The organism is Agrobacterium sp. 22-221-1 (genome assembly GCF_053522445.1).
Window position 1 is genome coordinate 188,964 of the sequence record NZ_JBNWCL010000002.1, and the last position, 17,169, is coordinate 206,132.

15 protein-coding genes are annotated in these 17,169 nt (G+C 61.0%); 6 read left to right on the plus strand and 9 right to left on the minus strand.

Translation table 11 applies throughout. From position 1 onward, the window contains the following. Positions 1-14 precede the first annotated feature (14 nt). Entirely contained in the window at positions 15-749 is a 735-nt protein-coding gene (locus ACQZ5N_RS04415; RefSeq protein ID WP_003523755.1) for a FadR/GntR family transcriptional regulator, read from the plus strand. Between the two features lie 46 nt (positions 750-795). Here ACQZ5N_RS04415 and ACQZ5N_RS04420 read toward each other — a convergent pair whose 3' ends face one another. Then, positions 796-2,013 carry an MFS transporter gene (locus ACQZ5N_RS04420; protein WP_269829478.1) on the minus strand — a complete coding sequence of 406 codons (1,218 nt, stop codon included), beginning with the start codon at positions 2,011-2,013 and terminating at the stop codon, positions 796-798. 182 nt (positions 2,014-2,195) lie between these two features. Here ACQZ5N_RS04420 and ACQZ5N_RS04425 point away from each other — a divergent pair, with 182 nt between their 5' ends. Next, positions 2,196-3,134: an AraC family transcriptional regulator gene (locus ACQZ5N_RS04425; RefSeq protein ID WP_080854619.1), complete on the plus strand. Its 939-nt coding sequence runs from the start codon at positions 2,196-2,198 to the stop codon at positions 3,132-3,134. Positions 3,135-3,217: 83 nt separating this feature from the next. After that, positions 3,218-3,856: a class I SAM-dependent methyltransferase gene (locus tag ACQZ5N_RS04430; RefSeq protein ID WP_448732213.1), complete on the plus strand. Its 639-nt coding sequence runs from the start codon at positions 3,218-3,220 to the stop codon at positions 3,854-3,856. A gap of 14 nt (positions 3,857-3,870) precedes the next feature. On the opposite strand, the gene ACQZ5N_RS04435 is transcribed toward ACQZ5N_RS04430, so the two are convergent. From ACQZ5N_RS04435 to ACQZ5N_RS04445, 3 genes are read right to left on the minus strand one after another with little or no spacing between them, the layout of a single operon-like run. Further along, a complete protein-coding gene (locus ACQZ5N_RS04435) occupies positions 3,871-7,146 on the minus strand; it encodes an error-prone DNA polymerase (RefSeq protein WP_448732214.1) in 3,276 nt (1,091 codons plus the stop codon). Further along, positions 7,143-8,660 carry a Y-family DNA polymerase gene (locus ACQZ5N_RS04440; RefSeq protein WP_448732215.1) on the minus strand — a complete coding sequence of 506 codons (1,518 nt, stop codon included), beginning with the start codon at positions 8,658-8,660 and terminating at the stop codon, positions 7,143-7,145. The genes ACQZ5N_RS04435 and ACQZ5N_RS04440 overlap by 4 nt, the downstream gene beginning before the upstream one ends. Next, positions 8,575-9,339 carry an ImuA family protein gene (locus ACQZ5N_RS04445; RefSeq protein ID WP_448732216.1) on the minus strand — a complete coding sequence of 255 codons (765 nt, stop codon included), beginning with the start codon at positions 9,337-9,339 and terminating at the stop codon, positions 8,575-8,577. The genes ACQZ5N_RS04440 and ACQZ5N_RS04445 overlap by 86 nt, the downstream gene beginning before the upstream one ends. Positions 9,340-9,567: 228 nt before the next feature. On the opposite strand from ACQZ5N_RS04445, the gene ACQZ5N_RS04450 reads away from it, so the two are divergent. The 3 genes from ACQZ5N_RS04450 to ACQZ5N_RS04460 all read left to right on the plus strand — a co-directional run bounded on the left by ACQZ5N_RS04450 (position 9,568) and on the right by ACQZ5N_RS04460 (position 11,579). Then, the gene (locus ACQZ5N_RS04450) at positions 9,568-9,921 is read left to right on the plus strand and encodes a DUF1304 domain-containing protein (RefSeq protein WP_003523762.1); all 354 of its coding nucleotides are present in this window, start codon (positions 9,568-9,570) and stop codon (positions 9,919-9,921) included. A gap of 4 nt (positions 9,922-9,925) precedes the next feature. Continuing rightward, entirely contained in the window at positions 9,926-11,212 is a 1,287-nt protein-coding gene (locus ACQZ5N_RS04455; protein ID WP_448732217.1) for a glycerate kinase type-2 family protein, read from the plus strand. A 118-nt stretch (positions 11,213-11,330) separates the two neighbouring features. Further along, positions 11,331-11,579 carry a hypothetical protein gene (locus ACQZ5N_RS04460; protein ID WP_059757328.1) on the plus strand — a complete coding sequence of 83 codons (249 nt, stop codon included), beginning with the start codon at positions 11,331-11,333 and terminating at the stop codon, positions 11,577-11,579. A 261-nt stretch (positions 11,580-11,840) separates the two neighbouring features. On the opposite strand, the gene ACQZ5N_RS04465 is transcribed toward ACQZ5N_RS04460, so the two are convergent. The 5 genes from ACQZ5N_RS04465 to ACQZ5N_RS04485 form a co-directional block, all read right to left on the minus strand. After that, positions 11,841-13,028 (minus strand): Gfo/Idh/MocA family protein, encoded by a 1,188-nt coding sequence (locus tag ACQZ5N_RS04465; RefSeq protein WP_448732218.1) that lies wholly within the window; start codon positions 13,026-13,028, stop codon positions 11,841-11,843. 21 nt (positions 13,029-13,049) lie between these two features. Continuing rightward, on the minus strand, positions 13,050-14,102 hold the full coding sequence (locus tag ACQZ5N_RS04470; RefSeq protein WP_059757362.1) for a sugar phosphate isomerase/epimerase family protein: 1,053 nt from the start codon (positions 14,100-14,102) through the stop codon (positions 13,050-13,052). 144 nt (positions 14,103-14,246) lie between these two features. Beyond that, positions 14,247-15,320 (minus strand): ABC transporter ATP-binding protein, encoded by a 1,074-nt coding sequence (locus tag ACQZ5N_RS04475; RefSeq protein ID WP_448732219.1) that lies wholly within the window; start codon positions 15,318-15,320, stop codon positions 14,247-14,249. 17 nt (positions 15,321-15,337) lie between these two features. Beyond that, positions 15,338-16,186: a carbohydrate ABC transporter permease gene (locus ACQZ5N_RS04480; RefSeq protein ID WP_448732220.1), complete on the minus strand. Its 849-nt coding sequence runs from the start codon at positions 16,184-16,186 to the stop codon at positions 15,338-15,340. Beyond that, positions 16,179-17,117: a carbohydrate ABC transporter permease gene (locus ACQZ5N_RS04485; protein WP_448732221.1), complete on the minus strand. Its 939-nt coding sequence runs from the start codon at positions 17,115-17,117 to the stop codon at positions 16,179-16,181. The genes ACQZ5N_RS04480 and ACQZ5N_RS04485 overlap by 8 nt, the downstream gene beginning before the upstream one ends. Positions 17,118-17,169 lie beyond the last annotated feature (52 nt).

Sequence of the window (17,169 nt, forward strand, 5' to 3'; positions counted from 1 at the left end):
CAAGGGAGGCTTGCTTGGGGCTGCTCGAAACGACGATAAGCGGGCGAAAACGCCGGAACAGCCACGCCCATGTGGTCTCCGAACTCGGCAGCGCCATCGTTTCGGGCAGAATTGCGGAAGGCTCCCTGCTGCCCAATGACGCGGAACTCTCCATGCGCTTCGGCGTCTCGCGCACCGTGCTGCGCGAAACCATGAAGACGCTGGCGGCCAAGCGGCTGGTGGAGCCCAAGGCGAAGGTCGGCACCCGCGTTCTCGACCGCTCAAGCTGGAACTTCTTCGATCCGGATGTGCTGGGCTGGCGCTGCGAAGCCGGCATAGACCAGGAATTCGTCACGCATCTGGCGGAGATCCGCCTGGCGCTGGAACCGGCGGCGGCAGCGGCGGCGGCCCTGCAGGCCTCCAATGACGATATCGTTTCGCTTTACGTCATCGCCGCCAAATTCGACAATCCGAAACATACGCCCGAAAGCATTGCCAAGGTCGATCTCGAATTCCACCTTGCCGTGGCGCATATGTCCGGCAATCCCTTCATGCGCTCGGCAAGCGGGCTGATCGAAGCAGCACTTGCCATTTCCTTCCAGCTCTCGTCGCCGGCCGCTTCGCCGGGCACCATCGCCGAAATCGCGTCCAATCATTTACGTATCGTGCATGCGATTGCAGCGCGTGACGCGGATGCGGCGGTGAAAGCCATGCGCCACGTGATCGAGGTCGGTAAAGACCGGACGCAGAAGGCAATCAAGACGGTTTGAGGAGTAGTAGGACCCGCAGGGATGCGAGTCCGTTTTCTCCAACCAATTACCCCTGCGATGCCTCGACCTGCGGCACCACGCCACGGCGCGACGCCATCAGCGATGCGCCGAGAAGGGCGGCAATCGCCACGAAGACGAAAACCATCGTCGCCCCCTGAAGATCGATCAGCAGGCCGCCCAGAACCGCACCGCTGGAAATGGCGATCTGGAACGTGGTGAGCAGCAGCGCACCGGCGCTTTCCGCTTCATCGGAAGCGGCCCGCGTGATGAAGCTCTGCACACTGACCGGAAGCGCCCCGAAGGCAAAGCCCCAGGAGGCGATGGCAAGACCCGCAACGAGGGGCGACGCACCCGCAACGACCAGAACGGAGGCCGATGCCGCGATGAGAGTCGCGGCGAACGTCACTGCCCATGCCGTGTTTTTCTCGGAGAGGAAACCGCCGAAAAGATTGCCGAAAAAGCCGCCGACACCATAAACCAGAAGGACGAGGGAAATCGCCTCGACGCCAAGAAGCGTCACATCCTCCAGGAATGGACGGACATAGGTGAAACCGGCAAAGTGACCCGCAACGATGAACAGCGTCGTCAGAAGGCCGATCCGGACCTGCGGCCGCTGCAACAGGCGGAACATTGTGGAAAGACCGGGTGCGCCAGCCGGCGGCAGCGACGGAACGGTGAGCAATTGCACGAAAAGTGCGATGACACCGAGTGCACCCGCAACCACAAAGGCCGAGCGCCAGCCAAGCGTCGCGCCGATCCACGCGCCCACCGGCGCTGCACAGACGGTGGCAACCGAAACCCCTGTCAGGATGATGGCCATGGCGCGCGGCATCTTCTCAAGCGGCACGAGCCTCAGTGCCAGCGCCGCCGACATAGCCCAGAAGCCGCCAAGGCCGATGCCGAGCAGGACGCGCGAGGCGAACAGCATGAAAAGACCGTTGGCGAAGGCGGCCAGCGTGCTGGAAATGATCAGCAACGTGGTCAGCCCAAGCAATGTCCAGCGGCGGTCGATGCTGCGTGTGCCGATGACGACGCCAGGGCCGGCGACCGCCGCGACCAGCGCCGTAACGGTGATGGATTGACCGGCGATGCCGGAGCTGACGGCGAGATCGGCTGAAAGCGGCGTAAGAAGGCTGACCGGCAGGAACTCCGCCGTCACCAGCCCGAAAACGCCGAGCGAAAGCGAAACCACGGCCGCCCATTTCGCATCCGGCTCTGTCTTGCGCGGCACATATTCAAGCTCGTTTATGGTCCGGTTGTTCATGAAAATCTCCTGATGCGCATTCCCGGAATGCGTCCTGAAACGGAAAGGCGAAATGGTGAAACCGGTGGGAGTCCGGTTCAACAACCGCAAATCGATGCACATAAGCTATGCGTGACATCCCGGCGTTTCCATGCTAGAAAATCCATATTCCTTAACCAAACATCCGAATTTGCGAGCAAGCCATGAATGATGCCCTGACCGAAATGTTGCGTGGCCTGAGGCTCGATGGTGTCGAATACGGCCGGTGCCGCATGGCCACACCCTGGGCGACGGCCTTTCCCGAACAGGAAGCCGCGCGGTTTCATTTCATCGGCGTCGGTCAGGCGAAATTGCAGAAACCTTCCGGGGAATGGCTGACGCTGACCTGCGGCGACGCCGTGCTTCTGCCGCGAGGGCACGCCCATGTGCTGGGCAGCGGCGAGGATGTGAAGCCCACCCTTTTCGACCGCTTCGGCAAGAAGGAAGTCTGCCAGGGCATCTTCGACATGGAATGTGCGAGCGCCGGCGGCGATACCGTCGCCTTTACCGCCTCGATGCGTTTCAACATGGACAATCTGCACCCGCTGCTGCAGCTGATGCCGGATGTGATGCTGACCAGCGATCTGGCCAAAAGCGACCCGGCTATCCCCCATCTGCTGGAAGCCATGACGCGCGAGGTGGAACTGAACCGTGTCGGCGCGGGCGGCATTCTGGCACGGCTTGCCGATGTGCTGACGGCGACCTTGATCCGCACATGGGTGGAATATGGCTGCGGCGATTCCAGCGGCTGGCTGGCCGCCGTGCGCAATCCCGAACTCGGGCGGGTATTGGCCGCCATCCACCTCAACCCCGAAAAGGACTGGAGCGTGGAGGAGCTTGCCTCGTTGATGGGCGCATCCCGCTCCAGTTTCGCGGAACGTTTCACCCGCGTGGTGGGCGAAAGCCCGGCCCGTTATGTGGTGCGCGTGCGCATGCATCAGGCGCGGCTGTGGCTGCGCGAAGGCATGCGCGTAACGCTGGCGGCGGAAAAGCTCGGTTACGATTCCGAAGCCTCCTTCAGCCGCGCCTTCAAACGCGTGCTCGGTGCGCCGCCCAGCCAGTTCCGCAGGAAGGACACGGCCGGGCTGGAGGATGCGGCTTAAAAGCTTCAAATAAAACGGATATGGATACGGGGTGAAATCAGATCCGCTTGACGCGAAAGCGCTCGGTTCGGGGAGCATCCACCATGAGCATTGCCGACGACGCCCGTTTCTGGAACCGGACTGCCCGGAAATATGCCGGAGGCAGGATTTCGGACGAAACCGGATATGCGCGCACGCTGGAACGGACCCTCGCCCTGCTGAACCCGGATGACAGGGTATTGGAACTGGGCTGCGGCACCGGGACAACGGCAATCCGGCTGGCAGGCGGCGTCAAAAACTATCTTGCGACGGATATTTCCGCCGACATGATCGCGATTGCCGAGGAAAGAAAACACGCCGCCGGCTCTCTCACCAACCTCGTTTTCAGCATGGCGACCGTGGAAACGCTTGTGCCCAACCCTGCGCAGTTTAACGCGGTGCTGGGTTTCAATTACCTTCATCTGGTCCGCGATCTGCCCGGTACATTGCAGCGCATCCATTCCCTGCTCGCCGCGCAGGGGCTTCTCATCACCAAGACACCCTGCGTCGGCGATATGAACCCACTCATCCGCCTTGTGTTGCCGGCCATGCGCGCAATCGGCAAGGCGCCCTATGCCGGCATCTTCACCGCCACCGAGTTGAGCCGGCATATAACAGCCGGAGGCTTCGACATTCTGGCCACGGAATTCCACGCGACAAAGGGCAATGACAAGCGGCCTTATATCGTGGCGCGAAAAAGATAATCTGAACTGCCTTTTCAATGAAAATTGCGGGAAATGACCTTTATCCGCTCCACCTCATCGTCATCATCGACTGTAGCCGGCGGGCGTTTCCTAATAGTGCGATGATCCTCCGGCGGCATGCCGTGGTGGAACTCATCGCCACGCCCATGCGGCAGGGGAAAGGCACGGTTGCGCTCGCCCACGCTTGCCAGCGCTTCCGACAGATCGGTCAGCCGGTGGGCGACCAGATGCACCACCTCGCCTTCCCGCTGGATCTTGCCGTAAATGCCGACCATGCCGGCTGAAAGCACCACCCGCCGGTACTTTTCGAAGGTTTTTACCCACAGCACCGCATTGGCAATGCCCGTCTCGTCCTCCAGCGTCATGAAAATCACGCCCTTGGCCGAACCGGGACGCTGGCGCACCAGCACCAGACCCGCCGTTTCCAGCCATGTACCATCACGGACGCGCACCGCCTCCGCACAGGTAACGATGCGCCGGCGGGAAAGATCGCGCCGCAGGAAGCACATGGGATGTTCGCGCAGGGTGAGCCCCACATGACCGTAATCCTGCACCACCTCGCCGCCATCCGTCATCGGCCTGAGCGCGACGGCGGGTTCCTGAAGTTCGTCCACGACAGTATTTTCCCGGCTGGCGGCGGCGGCAAAAAGCGGCAGCGGCTCATCCCGCAAAGCCTTGATGGCCCACAGCGCCTCGCGTCTGGCAAGCGAAAGCGACGGCAGAAAGGCATCCGCTTCCGCAAGGCAGACGAGGGCAGCGGCGGGAACGCCGGCCCTTCGCCAGAGATCATCCACCGAGGCAAAAGCCCGGTCCTGCCGGCCGGCGACGATATCGGCAGCATGATTATTGGAAAGCCCCTTCACCAGACGCATGCCGAGCCGCACGGCATAACGTTCTTTGCCATTGGCATCCCTCTTGCCAGTCGGTTCCAGTGTGCAATCGAAGCGGCTGTTATTGACGCAGACCGGGCGCACCTCCACGCCATGATCACGCGCATCGCGCACGATCTGCGCCGGGGCGTAAAACCCCATGGGCTGCGAATTGAGAAGCGCCGTGCAGAAAATATCGGGATGATGGCACTTCAGCCATGAGGAAGCATAGGCGATCAGCGCGAAGGAGGCCGCATGGCTTTCGGGGAAACCATAGCTGCCGAAACCTTCGAGCTGTTTGAAGATACGTTCGGCGAAGTCCTGCTCATAACCGCGCTCCACCATGCCATCAATCAGATCCTGCCTGAATTTGGAGATGGTGCCGACATTCTTGAAGGTTGCCATGGCACGGCGCAACTGATCCGCCTTGCCGGGTGAAAAACCCGCGCATTCGATGGCGACGCGCATGGCTTGTTCCTGAAACAGCGGCACGCCGAGCGTCTTGCCCAGCACACCTCTCAGTTCCTCTTTCGGATAGTGCTCCTCCTCTTTTTTGTCACGGCGGCGCAGATAGGGGTGTACCATATCTCCCTGGATGGGGCCGGGGCGGACAATGGCCACTTGAATGACGAGGTCGTAGAATTTTGCGGGCTTCAGGCGTGGCAGCATCGACATCTGCGCCCGGCTTTCGATCTGGAAGGTGCCAAGCGTATCGGCCTTCTGGATCATTTTGAAGGTTGCGGGATCATCATCAGGCATGGAAGTCAGATCGTGCTTCTTGCCTGTCCGCTCCTCCAGAATATCGAAGCCGCGCTTCATGCAAGAGAGCATGCCGAGCGCCAGACAGTCCATCTTCATGAACTTCATGATATCGATATCGTCCTTGTCCCATTCGATGATCTGCCGCTTATCCATGGCAGCGGGTTCGATCGGGACCAGTTCGTCCAGCCGGTCATGGGTCAAAACGAAGCCCCCCGGATGCTGGCTGTGATGGCGTGGCGTGCCGACAAGCTGGTTGGCAAGCTCGAAAGCGAGCTTCAGGCGGCGATCCTCCATATTGAGGTTCAGCTCCTTCACCTGCTTTTCATCCACACCCTCGCTCCAACGCCAGACCTGCGAGGACAGAAGTTTGGTCAAATCTTCCGGCAGGCCGAGAACCTTGCCAACATCGCGTAGCGCCCCGCGCCCGCGATAACGGGTGACGACAGAACACAGCGCGGCTTTGTCATGGCCATAGGTTTTATAAACCCACTGGATGACCTCCTCGCGCCGCTGATGTTCGAAATCCACGTCGATGTCAGGCGGTTCGCGCCGTTCTTCCGAAACGAAACGCTCGAACAGGAGATCGACCTTGAGAGGATCAATGGCGGTGATACCGAGCACGTAACACACCACCGAATTGGCCGCAGAACCGCGACCCTGACACAGAATATCTTCCCCGCGCGCAAATTGGACGATGGCATTCACCGTCAGGAAATACGGCGCATATTCCAGCCTGCCGATCAGGTCCAACTCGTGATGCAGCGCTTTTTCCACCTTTTCCGGCACGCCATCCGAATAGCGCTCCGATACCGCCTCCCAGACGAGCTTTTCCAACGCCTGCTGCGCTGTCAGCCCCGGCAGGGTGCGCTCCTCTGGATATTGATAGACCAGTTCCTTCAGCGAAAAGGTGCAGCGCTTCGCGATTTCAAGACTGCGGGCCAGCGCCTCGGGGTAGCGGGCAAACAGCCGGTGCATTTCCTGCGGCGGCTTCATATAGCGGTCGGCATGGCGTTCGCGCCGAAAACCCGCCTCGTCGATGGTGCAATTATGCCGGATGCAGGTGACGACATCCTGCAGCATGCGCCGCTCGGGCACATGAAACAGCACGTCATTGGTCACCACGGTCGGCACACCAGCCGCTTCCGCCATGTTCGACAATTCGAAAAGCCGCATCTGGTCGTTGGGCCGCCTTCGGAGGCTAAGCGCCATATAAGCCCGGTCCGCAAAGGCTGTCTTCAGTCGCCGCAGGCGAAAGGCGCAGAGATCGTCGGCCAGATCGGCGAGCAGCACCACGATCAGGCCTTCGCCATAGGCGACGAGGTCATCCCATGTCAGCCGGCATTTGCCCTTGCCACCCCTTTTCTTGCCAACGGAAAGCAGCCGGCAAAGCCGGCCGTAGGCCGGGCGATCCATGGGATAGGCAAGCACGGAGATATCATCATCCAGATCAAGCCGGCAGCCGATGACGAGGCGGATGCCATGATTATTGGCGGCTTCGTAAGCGCGGGGAATGCCCGCAAGGCTGTTGCGATCCACGATGCCCAGCGTCTCGATGCCGAGATTTTTGGCCTGTTCGAACAGCTCCTCACAGGAGCTTGCACCGCGCAGGAAGGAGAAATGCGTGGTCACCTGCAGTTCGGCATAAAGCGGCATGCTCATGCGAAAACCCCGTGGATGAACCATCCCTGCGAGCCTGTTTCGGCATGTTCGCCGTCGCCGGAGCGGAAAATCCAGAAGCGCTCGCCGCTTTCATTTTCCACCGTGAAATAATCGCGCACGGCGGCCTTTTCCCGGTCGCGTTTCCACCATTCGCCGAACACCCGCTCCGGCCCGTCGGCGCGCCGCACATTGTGGCGCACGCCCTTCCAGAGGAAATAACGGGGCGGATGATCCGGCAGCAGCGCCAGCGTCTCGATGGGTTCCGGCCTTGAAAAAAGCCTGACCGGGCGCGGCCAGTGGCCGAGCCAGCCGAGCGTATCCCCAGGCGCAAGGGCCGCAACGCGGGCAACGGAGCGTTCTGGCACATCGCTCGCCACCGCCGCATAACGATAGACCCTGTGGCCGCGATTGAGAATGACATCGACCGTATCGGCGATGTCCGCACGTCCCTCCTCCAGAAGCGAAGAACGGGCCTGTGCGGCGACAAGCGGCTCGGCATGGGTGGCGGTCAGCACCATCATTTCGATGCCGAAACCGGGATCGATGGTGTCGATACGGTCGGTCAGCAGCCGGACAAGCTGTTTGACATCGCGCACCGGTCTGGAGGTGCCGGCCCGCACCGCCTGCAGGCCGCTATCCACCCGGTGCAGCACCAGATCGACACGGCGGGCGCCGAGGCCGCGCTTTTCCAGCGCGACACAAAGCTCCGCAACCAGCTTCTGCGTATAACGGGCAATCGTTTCCGCCGCCGCAATCGGCTCGGGAAAGGCGCGGCGCACCTCCACCAGCTCGGCCACGCGCACCGGTTCAATGGGTTCGCCGATTTCTCCGGAAGCCTGGGAAAGACGGCGCACGAGTTCGGGCCCGAAACGCAGGGTCAGCGGTGCGCGCGGCGCATCGGCCAGCTCGCCGATGCTGCGGAAACCAAGCGCTTTCAGCCCGGAAACAATACGCTCTTCCAGCCTGAGCGCGGCCAATGGCAAAACGCTAACCGCCGCCCGTTGCCCGCCCGGTGGCACGATGCTGATTTCCTCACGGCCGAAACGGGCCAGCGCATGGGCAGCCCCCCAGCTATCGGCAATGGCGGCGCGGGCGGCAAAACCGGCGGCATGCAGGCGGTTGACCATGCCGCTCAGCATCAGCGCCTCATTGCCGTGCAGATGGTCCGCCCCCCCCGTGTCCAGCACCAGCCCGTCCGGCGGGTCGGCGGCAACGATGGGGGCATAGATGCGCAGGAAATGAAAGGCCAGCTGCTGCAGGGCGCAGGCATCACCAGCCGTATCCATATCTTCCACGATAAGGCCCGGCACCAGCGCCTGCGCCTTGCTGACCGGCGTGCCGGGCCGGATGCCCGCCGCCTTTGCCGCCTTGTCGAGCGCCAGCACCAGCCGGCGGCTGCCCTGGCGGCCGATCATGACCAGAGGTTTTTCAACCGGCGGCGCGTCCTTGCCCGAAAGACGCCGGAAACGATCCGTCGGCCATGTCGGCAGGTAGAGCGAGACGACCCTTTGCATCACAGGCTTCCACTTCAAATTCGGCACTTTCGCCGCCGCGACATCGCAAAAGTTCCAGGAACCAGCGCGGCCTGCCCACCCCCGGCACCGGCAAGGGAGAAGAGGGCCGGACGGAGATGCGCCAGCGGGTCACCGCCGCCGTCGGCTCTCCGAACAGCGCCGCATCGGCCAGACGCCGGAAACGACGGATGGCGATGCCGGTAACGCCAGAGGTTTCCGCTGCCAGTTGCAGCCGCCGCGAGGCGTTCATTGGCAGTTTCGCCACCTCACCCATCACCGCGCCGAAACCATTGCAGCGCAGTCCCTCCTCGAAACAGTCGAGCACGCCTTTCTCATCGCGGCATTCAACGATGATGAGCCGGTTCTGCGACAGGCCGGCCTGCGTCAGCCCCGGCATGAACAGATCCCGGCGGGTGACGCACCATAAAACCTTGCCGGAAAGCCTTGCCGCCACGCCGGCCGAAAAAAGGGCCGCCGCCGCGCCATCGGCAGCGCCATTGCCGCCGCCGCTCACCTCATGCAGACAACCGAGCTTCAGCCCGCCTCCCGGCAGGCGATGGTCGATGGCATCCACGCCGAAAGGCAAGGTCTCGTGCAGGCGCGGAGCGCCGTTACCGATCCTTTCCAGCCTTTCATGCAGCTCTTCGACAACGAGCAACTGATCCGCGCGCTTTTGCATGGCATGACAGGTTTCAATTCCGGTTATTCATCTTTATTGTTCCTGTTTTGTTCCTATTTCAGCAAAGAGTCAAGCAATAGGCTGCCGGTCTTCAACAGTTTGCACGGGAAGAGAGGATTCTGACCTTGCGGCCCTCTGTCCTGCCGTTAAAACGGAATTGTCCGCTCGCCACCTGTTTTACCCTGACAGCCGCCGGCAACGGACATCATGGTTTGGAGGAAATCGCCGATGATCGCCAGCATTCTGATTGCCGTGGTTGCGGCCATCCATATTTACATCGTCATTCTGGAAATGCTGCTGTGGGAAAAACCAGCCGGCCGCAAGGCCTTCGGTCTTTCGGCGGATTTCGCCCGGCAGACGAAAGTACTGGCCGCCAATCAGGGACTGTATAACGGTTTTCTCGCAGCGGGGCTGATCTATGGGCTGATGCAGGGCGATGAAGGGCTGAGCTTCAAGGTTTTCTTCCTCGTCTGCGTTCTGGTGGCCGGTATTTTCGGCGCCATCACCGCCAATATGAAGATCCTGTTCATTCAGGCATTGCCGGCATTGTTCGCGCTCGGCTTCCTCTGGATCGGAGCATGAACCGATGAGGGCATGGAACGATCACAGCGCAAAAGACGCCCTCAACCGGATTTTCATGGCGGCAGTGGCAAGCGCCGATCCGGCAAAGGTGCTGCAACACCACCTTCCCTCCCCGCCCAAAGGCCGCTGCGTGGTGGTGGGCGCCGGCAAGGCTTCCGCCGCCATGGCTGCCGCGCTCGAAGCGGCATGGCCGCATGTCGATCTTTCCGGTGTGGTGGTGACACGTTACGGCCATGCCGTCCCGACCACACGCATCGAGATCATCGAGGCCTCGCACCCCGTGCCGGACGATAAAAGCGCGGAAGCGGCAAAACGCATTCTCGCCGCCGTTGAAGGCCTGACCGCCGACGACATGGTCATCGCCCTGATTTCCGGCGGCGGTTCGGCGCTGATGGTCGCGCCGGCCGAAGGCATGACGCTTGCCGACAAGATGGCCGTCAATCGTGCCCTTTTGGCCAGCGGCGCGACGATTTCCGAAATGAACGCCGTGCGCAAACATCTCTCCCGCATCAAGGGCGGGCGGCTGGCGCTGGCTGCCAAACCGGCCAGGGTTGTTTCGCTGCTGATTTCCGATGTGCCGGGAGACGATCCCTCCGAAATCGCCTCCGGCCCGACGGTTGCAGATCCGAGCGATATTGAAACCGTGCGGGAAATCGTCTCCCGTTATGCGCTCGATCTTCCCGAAAACGTGCGCAAGGCGCTGGAAAAAGGCGAGGAAACCCCGAAGGCGGGCGATATCGACGAGGATATCCGGCTCATCGCGGCTCCTTCGCTCGCCCTGCAGGCCGCAGCGGATGAGGCGGTGAAACTTGGCCTTACGCCGCTCATCCTCGGAGATTCACTGGAGGGTGAGTCAAAAGATGTCGGCGCTGTCATGGCCGGCATCGCGCTTTCCGCCAGCCGTAAGGGCCTGCCTGTCAAAGGCCCGGCCGTGCTGCTTTCCGGCGGCGAAACCACAGTGACGCTGAACAGGGGCGTTGGCGACAAAGGACCGGCCGGCAAGGGCGGCCGCAATACGGAATTCCTGCTAAGCCTTGCGCTGACGCTCAAAGGTGCGGACGGCATCTGGGCCATTGCCGGCGATAGCGACGGCATAGACGGCGTGGAGGATGCGGCAGGTGCGGTAGTAACACCGGACACGCTTGCCCGCATGCGCGAAGCCGGTGTCGATCCGCGTCAGTCGCTCGTGGGCCACGACAGCTACACCGCTTTCAGGGCAGCAGGAGACCTTGTCGTGACGGGGCCGACGCTGACGAATGTGAATGATATCCGCGCGATTTTGATCGGGTGATAGCGGAGAAGTTTGCAGCGACTACGGGCTTTCCCGCGCGTGGATCGCGGAGGGAAGACGTTTTGACTATGCCCTCGGACAGGAGTAATCTGGCGGGATATTCTTTGGAGCCTCAGCCATGCGACCTGGAGTGCTCATACTTGGCCTGATCATGGCCCTTATTCCGACTTTGGCGGATGCCCACAATTGCAAATGCCGAAATCGCGGTGTCATGTTCCAGCTCGGCCAGACATCCTGCCTGAAGGTCGATGGCGGCTCTTATCTTGCGCGCTGCGAGATGAAGCTCAACGTTTCGTCCTGGACCAAGCTTCAGGACGGTTGCCCCATAACGGAAAGGGTGCAGCAGCAGACGACACGCGTTAATTGATAACGTCGTCAGATGGCAGACCAAGCTCCACATCCCGGCCACCCTACCGCCGTCAACTTCTGCCGTTAACCGATAGTCCTAAGCCCAAAGAGCTGCGCGATGACGCAAGCGCGCGCCGCTTGTTTCTTCTCCCCGAGGGGGAGAAGGTCGCGGCAGCGGGATGAGGGGCACCGGTAGAGATAAACCGAGAGCTTGCCCCCTCATCCGACCCTTCGGGCCACCTTTTCCCCGGCGGGGAGAAGAAATACGCCGCGCACAATCTTACAGCTTCACCCAGCCGCCATTCTTCTTGCCGGACTCGATGCAGGCAGTGACGAAAGCGACACCTTTAACCCCGTCATCCACGGTGGGGTAAATCACCGCCTTGTCGAGCGTCGAGCCGGTGCGGCGGGCTTCGATGGCATGCGCTGCCTCGGTATAGATGGTGGCGAAGGCTTCGAGATAACCTTCCGGGTGGCCGGACGGAATGCGGGTGACGCGTGCTGCGGCAGCCCCTGCCCCGGCGCCGCCGCGGGTGATCAACTGCTTGGGTTCGCCAAGCCTCGTGAACCAGAGATAGTTAGGGTCCGCCTGCGTCCACTCGATGCCGGCCTTGTCGCCATAAACACGAACCTTCAGCCCGTTTTCGTGACCGACCGCAACCTGGCTGCACCAGAGCAGCCCCTTGGCCGCCTGCTTGCCGCCCTTTTGCTTGAAGCGCAGCATCACATGCGCATTGTCGTCCAGCCGGCGGCCTTCGACAAAAGTGTGCACATCCGCCGCCAGCTCATCCGCTTCCAGACCGGAAATGAAGCAGCCGAGATTATAGGCATGGGTGCCAATATCGCCGGTGGAGCCGCCGACGCCCGATTGCGCCGGATCGGTACGCCAGACAGCCTGTTTCGCACCGGTCTGTTCCACCGCCTCCGTCAGCCAGTCCTGCGGATATTCCATCTGCACCAGACGGATATTGCCGAGTTCACCGGCCTCCACCAGTTCCCGCGCGTGCCGCACCATGGGATAGCCGGTATAATTATGCGTCAGGATAAACAGGGCATCGGCCTTGTCGGCCACCTGCTTCAGCTTTTTGGCATCTTCCAGATTGGAGGTCAGCGGCTTGTCGCAGATGACATGAATACCGCGCTCCAGAAACGCCTTGGCGGCCGGATAATGCACATGGTTGGGCGTGACGATCGCCACCGCCTCGATGCCATCCTCGCGCAGCGCTTCCTTTTCGGCCATCTCCTCGAACGAACCGTAGCAACGCTCGGGATCGAGCCCCAGCTCACGGCCGGAGGCGAGGGATTTTTCCGGCGTCGAGGACAGGGCCCCCGCCACGAGATCGAAACGATTGTCGAGCCGCGCGGCCATGCGGTGAACGCCGCCGATAAATGCACCCGAACCGCCGCCCACCATGCCAAGGCGAATCCGCTTGTTCGCCTTGTCGGTTGTCTTTCCTTCAATAGCCATAATATCTCCCCTGAAATGCTCTCAAAGCCCAAGCATACGGCGGTTAGCCGCATCGTCCGTGCCGCTCGATGCGAAATCGTCAAAGGCTTTTTCCGTGACGCGGATGATATGCGCCTTGACGAATTCGGCTCCTTCCCGAGCACCGTCTTCAGGGTGCTTCAGCGCGCATTCCCACTCGACCACGGCCCAGCCATCGAAATCATTGGCCGCCATTTTCGAGAAAACCGCACCGAAATCCACCTGCCCGTCGCCCAGCGAACGGAACCGGCCCGCGCGGTTGACCCAGCCCTGATAACCGCCATAAACGCCCTGCCGTCCGGTCGGGTTGAACTCCGCATCCTTGACGTGGAACATCTTGATGCGGTCCTTGTAGATGTCGATATTGTCGAGATAATCGAGGCATTGCAGAATGTAATGCGAGGGATCGTAGAGCATGTTGGCGCGCTTGTGGTTCTTCACCCGCTCCAGGAACATCTCGAAGGTCACGCCATCATGCAGGTCTTCACCGGGATGGATTTCGTAGCAGACATCCACACCCTGCTCATCGGCGTAATCGAGGATCGGCGTCCAGCGTTTCGCCAGTTCGTCGAAGGCCGTTTCCACCAGACCAGCCGGGCGCTGCGGCCACGGGTAAACGAAGGGCCAGGCAAGCGCACCGGAGAAGGTCGCATGCGCCTTGATGCCGAGATTTTTCGACGCCTTCAGCGCCAGCTTCACCTGCTCCACCGCCCATTGCTGACGCGCCTTGGGGTTGCCGCGCACTTCCGGTGCGGCAAAACCGTCAAAGGCCTCGTCATAGGCGGGATGAACGGCGACAAGCTGGCCCTGCAGATGGGTGGAAAGCTCGGTCACTTCCACGCCGTTCTGGCGTGCGACACCAGCGAACTCGTCGCAATAGTCTTTCGATTCCGCTGCTTTTTTGAGATCGATCAGCTGCCCGGCCCAAGTCGGCACCTGCACGCCGAGGTAGCCTTTTTCCGCCGCCCATTTGGTAATGCCGTCCCAGCTGTTGAAGGGTGCGGCATCACCGGCAAACTGGCCGAGAAAAAGACCCGGTCCCTTGATCGTTCTCATAAAAATCTCCTCCTGCATCGATACAGTTTCGCGGTAATCCGCTTTTTTCCCAAGCGCCAAGCTAACCGCTCGTGATTTTCAAACAAGCCCCAAAAGCGGAGGGACGAGAGAATTTCCGCATTTCGTTGAAAATGCGGAAGGCGCTTAAAGCGCCAGTCCGCTCGCCCTGTCGAAGACGTGCACACGCTCATGGTGCACGGTGGCGGCAAAGGGAGTGTTGACCTTGACCGGCTGCTCGCCATCCACCACCGCCGTCACCTGATCGCCCGCCAGTTCGAAGATCACATGGGTCTGCGCACCTGTCGGCTCCACCAGCAGTGTCCGGCCGGAGAGCGACACATCGCCGCCGATGGCCGAGCCGATATGTTCCGGCCTCAAGCCAATCGTCACCGGCTGGCCGCGTTTGACCTTTCGAGAGGCGGCAATGCGGATCGCGGTTCCGTCCTTCAGCCGGGCCGCCGGCTGGTCTCCCTCGCCATCGACCACGCATTCGATGAGGTTCATGGCCGGTGAGCCGATGAAGGCGGCGACGAAGAGATTGGCGGGTGTCTTGTAAAGTTCGAGCGGCGTACCCTGCTGCTCGATGCGGCCATGATTGAGCACCACGACCCGGTCCGCCAGTGTCATCGCCTCGATCTGGTCATGGGTGACATAGATGGAGGTGGTGCCGACTTTCTGATGAAGCGCCTTGATTTCGCTGCGCATCTGCACGCGAAGCTTGGCGTCCAGGTTGGACAGCGGCTCATCGAACAGGAAGACGGCCGGATTGCGCACCACCGCGCGACCCATGGCGACACGCTGGCGCTGGCCGCCGGAGAGCTGCGAGGGCTTGCGGTCGAGAAGCTTGCCGAGATCGAGCATGCGAGCGGCTTCCGCCACGCGCTCCTCGATCACATTTTTCGGCTGGCCGGCGAGCTTCAGGTTGAAGCCCATGTTTTCGGCCACCGTCATATGCGGATAAAGCGCATAGGACTGGAACACCATGGCGATGTTGCGCTCACGCGGGGTCATACCGTTGACCACCTTGTCGCCGATGAGAATATCTCCATCGGTGATTTCCTCCAGCCCGGCGATCATACGCAGCAGGGTGGACTTGCCGCAGCCGGAAGGACCGACCAGCGCGATGAATTCGCCATCCGTAATATCAAGCGAGATGCCGTGAATGACATCGAGCGCGGCGTAGGACTTGGCGATATCCCTAAGTTCGACGGAAGCCATGTTTTGCTCCTTTCAAGTCACGATTTGACGGCACCGGCCGTCAGGCCCGCGATGATGTGTTTCTGTGCGAGGAAGAAGACGATGACGGTCGGCAGGATCGTCAGCGTGATGAAGGCGAGAACGAGCTGCCATTCGGTGCCGAATTCACCGCGATACACCATGATGCCGAGCGGCCAGGGATATTTCGATTCCGAATTCAGCATGATCAGCGGCAGGATATAGCTGTTCCAGCTGCCGACGAAGGACACGATGCCGACGGTCGCCACGATCGGCCGCGATAGCGGCACGGAAATGTGCCAGAAGAACCGCAGATAACCGCAGCCATCCACGAAGGCTGCCTGAAACAGCTCTTCCGGCAGATTGCGAAAATAATTGCGGAACAGGAGAATGCTCATGCCAAGCCCGAAGGCCACCTGCGGCAGCACCACACCCCAATAGGTATCGAGCAGGCCCAGATCGCGGATGCGGATGAACAGTGGCAGGATGGCCGTGGCCGCAGGAAACATCAGTCCCAGCAGGAAATAATTGAGCAGGAAGGACGAGCCGAAGAACTTCACATGCGCGAACGTGAAGGCGGCCATGGCCGAAACGGTCAGCGTCAGGAACACCGTCAACAGCGCGATGACCAGCGAGTTGAAGATTTGCAGCCAGTAGCGTTTGCCGAAGAGGATATCGCCATAATTGGCCCATTGCCATTCGGCAGGAATGCCGAACGGGTTGACGCGCAGGTCTCCCAGCGTCTTGAAGCCGCCAAGCGCGGTGGTGAGCAACGGTATGAGCACAATGGCCGCAATCAGGCTCAGCGATATGTAAAGATAAAGCTTGGTTTGCAGCGGCATGCGGACGGAGGCGGATGTATCAGTCATGGCGCATGAAAATCCTTTTGTAACCGAAGGCGAGCGTCACGCAGATGATGAAAAGAACGACGCCGACCGCGCTGCCAAGCCCCACCTGCATACGCATGACGCCGTAGGTGTAGAGGAAGGTAACCATGGTCTGCGTGGAGTTGGACGGCCCGCCGCCGGTGAGCGGCATGATCATGTCGAACAACTGCAATGAGCCGATAACCGCGAAGAAGACGGACAGGCGAACGGTGGAGCCGAGCATCGGCAAGGTGACATAACGAAACTTCTGCCAGCCGGAAGCGCCATCGATTTCGGCGGCTTCCAGCACATTCTTGTCGACGGATTGGAGGCCGGCGATGAACAGCATCATGTGAAATCCGAAATATTTCCAGACGATGACGCCGAGCACGGCATAGATCGCCACATCCTTGTCGGCCAGCACGTAAGGATTGGCAAAGCCGAAGAAATTGGAGATGGCGGCAAACAGGCCGTAATCGCCGTCATAAACGAAACGCCAGATCAGACCGGCTGCGACATCCGCCAGCACATAGGGCAGGAAGAAAACCAGCCGGAAGGCAACGACGCCGGGAATGCGGTGCGCCAGCATCATCGCAAGCCAGATCGCCAACGGGATCTGGATCAATACGGAAATCAGGATGATGAGGCCGTTATTGATCAAGGCCTGCGAGAAGGCAGCATTGCCGAACAGGACCTGAAAATTCCGCAGGCCCACAAAATCGGTCGGCGTGCCATAGCCGTTCCAGCGGTAAAGGCTGTACCATGCCGCCTCGCCCATGGGCAGGATGACGAACAGGGTAAAGAGCAGCAGGGCGGGCGGCAGGAAGACCAGAAGGGTCAGCGACCGGTCATGCGCGACCGAGCTTTGCTTGCGCTTGGTCTTCGCCGCGCCGCGCGCCGGTATCGACGCAGAAGTCATGGAAATATCCGTCATATCTATCCGCTTTCATTGAGGCAGATATTGCGGCGCCGCGTCCTGCGCGGCG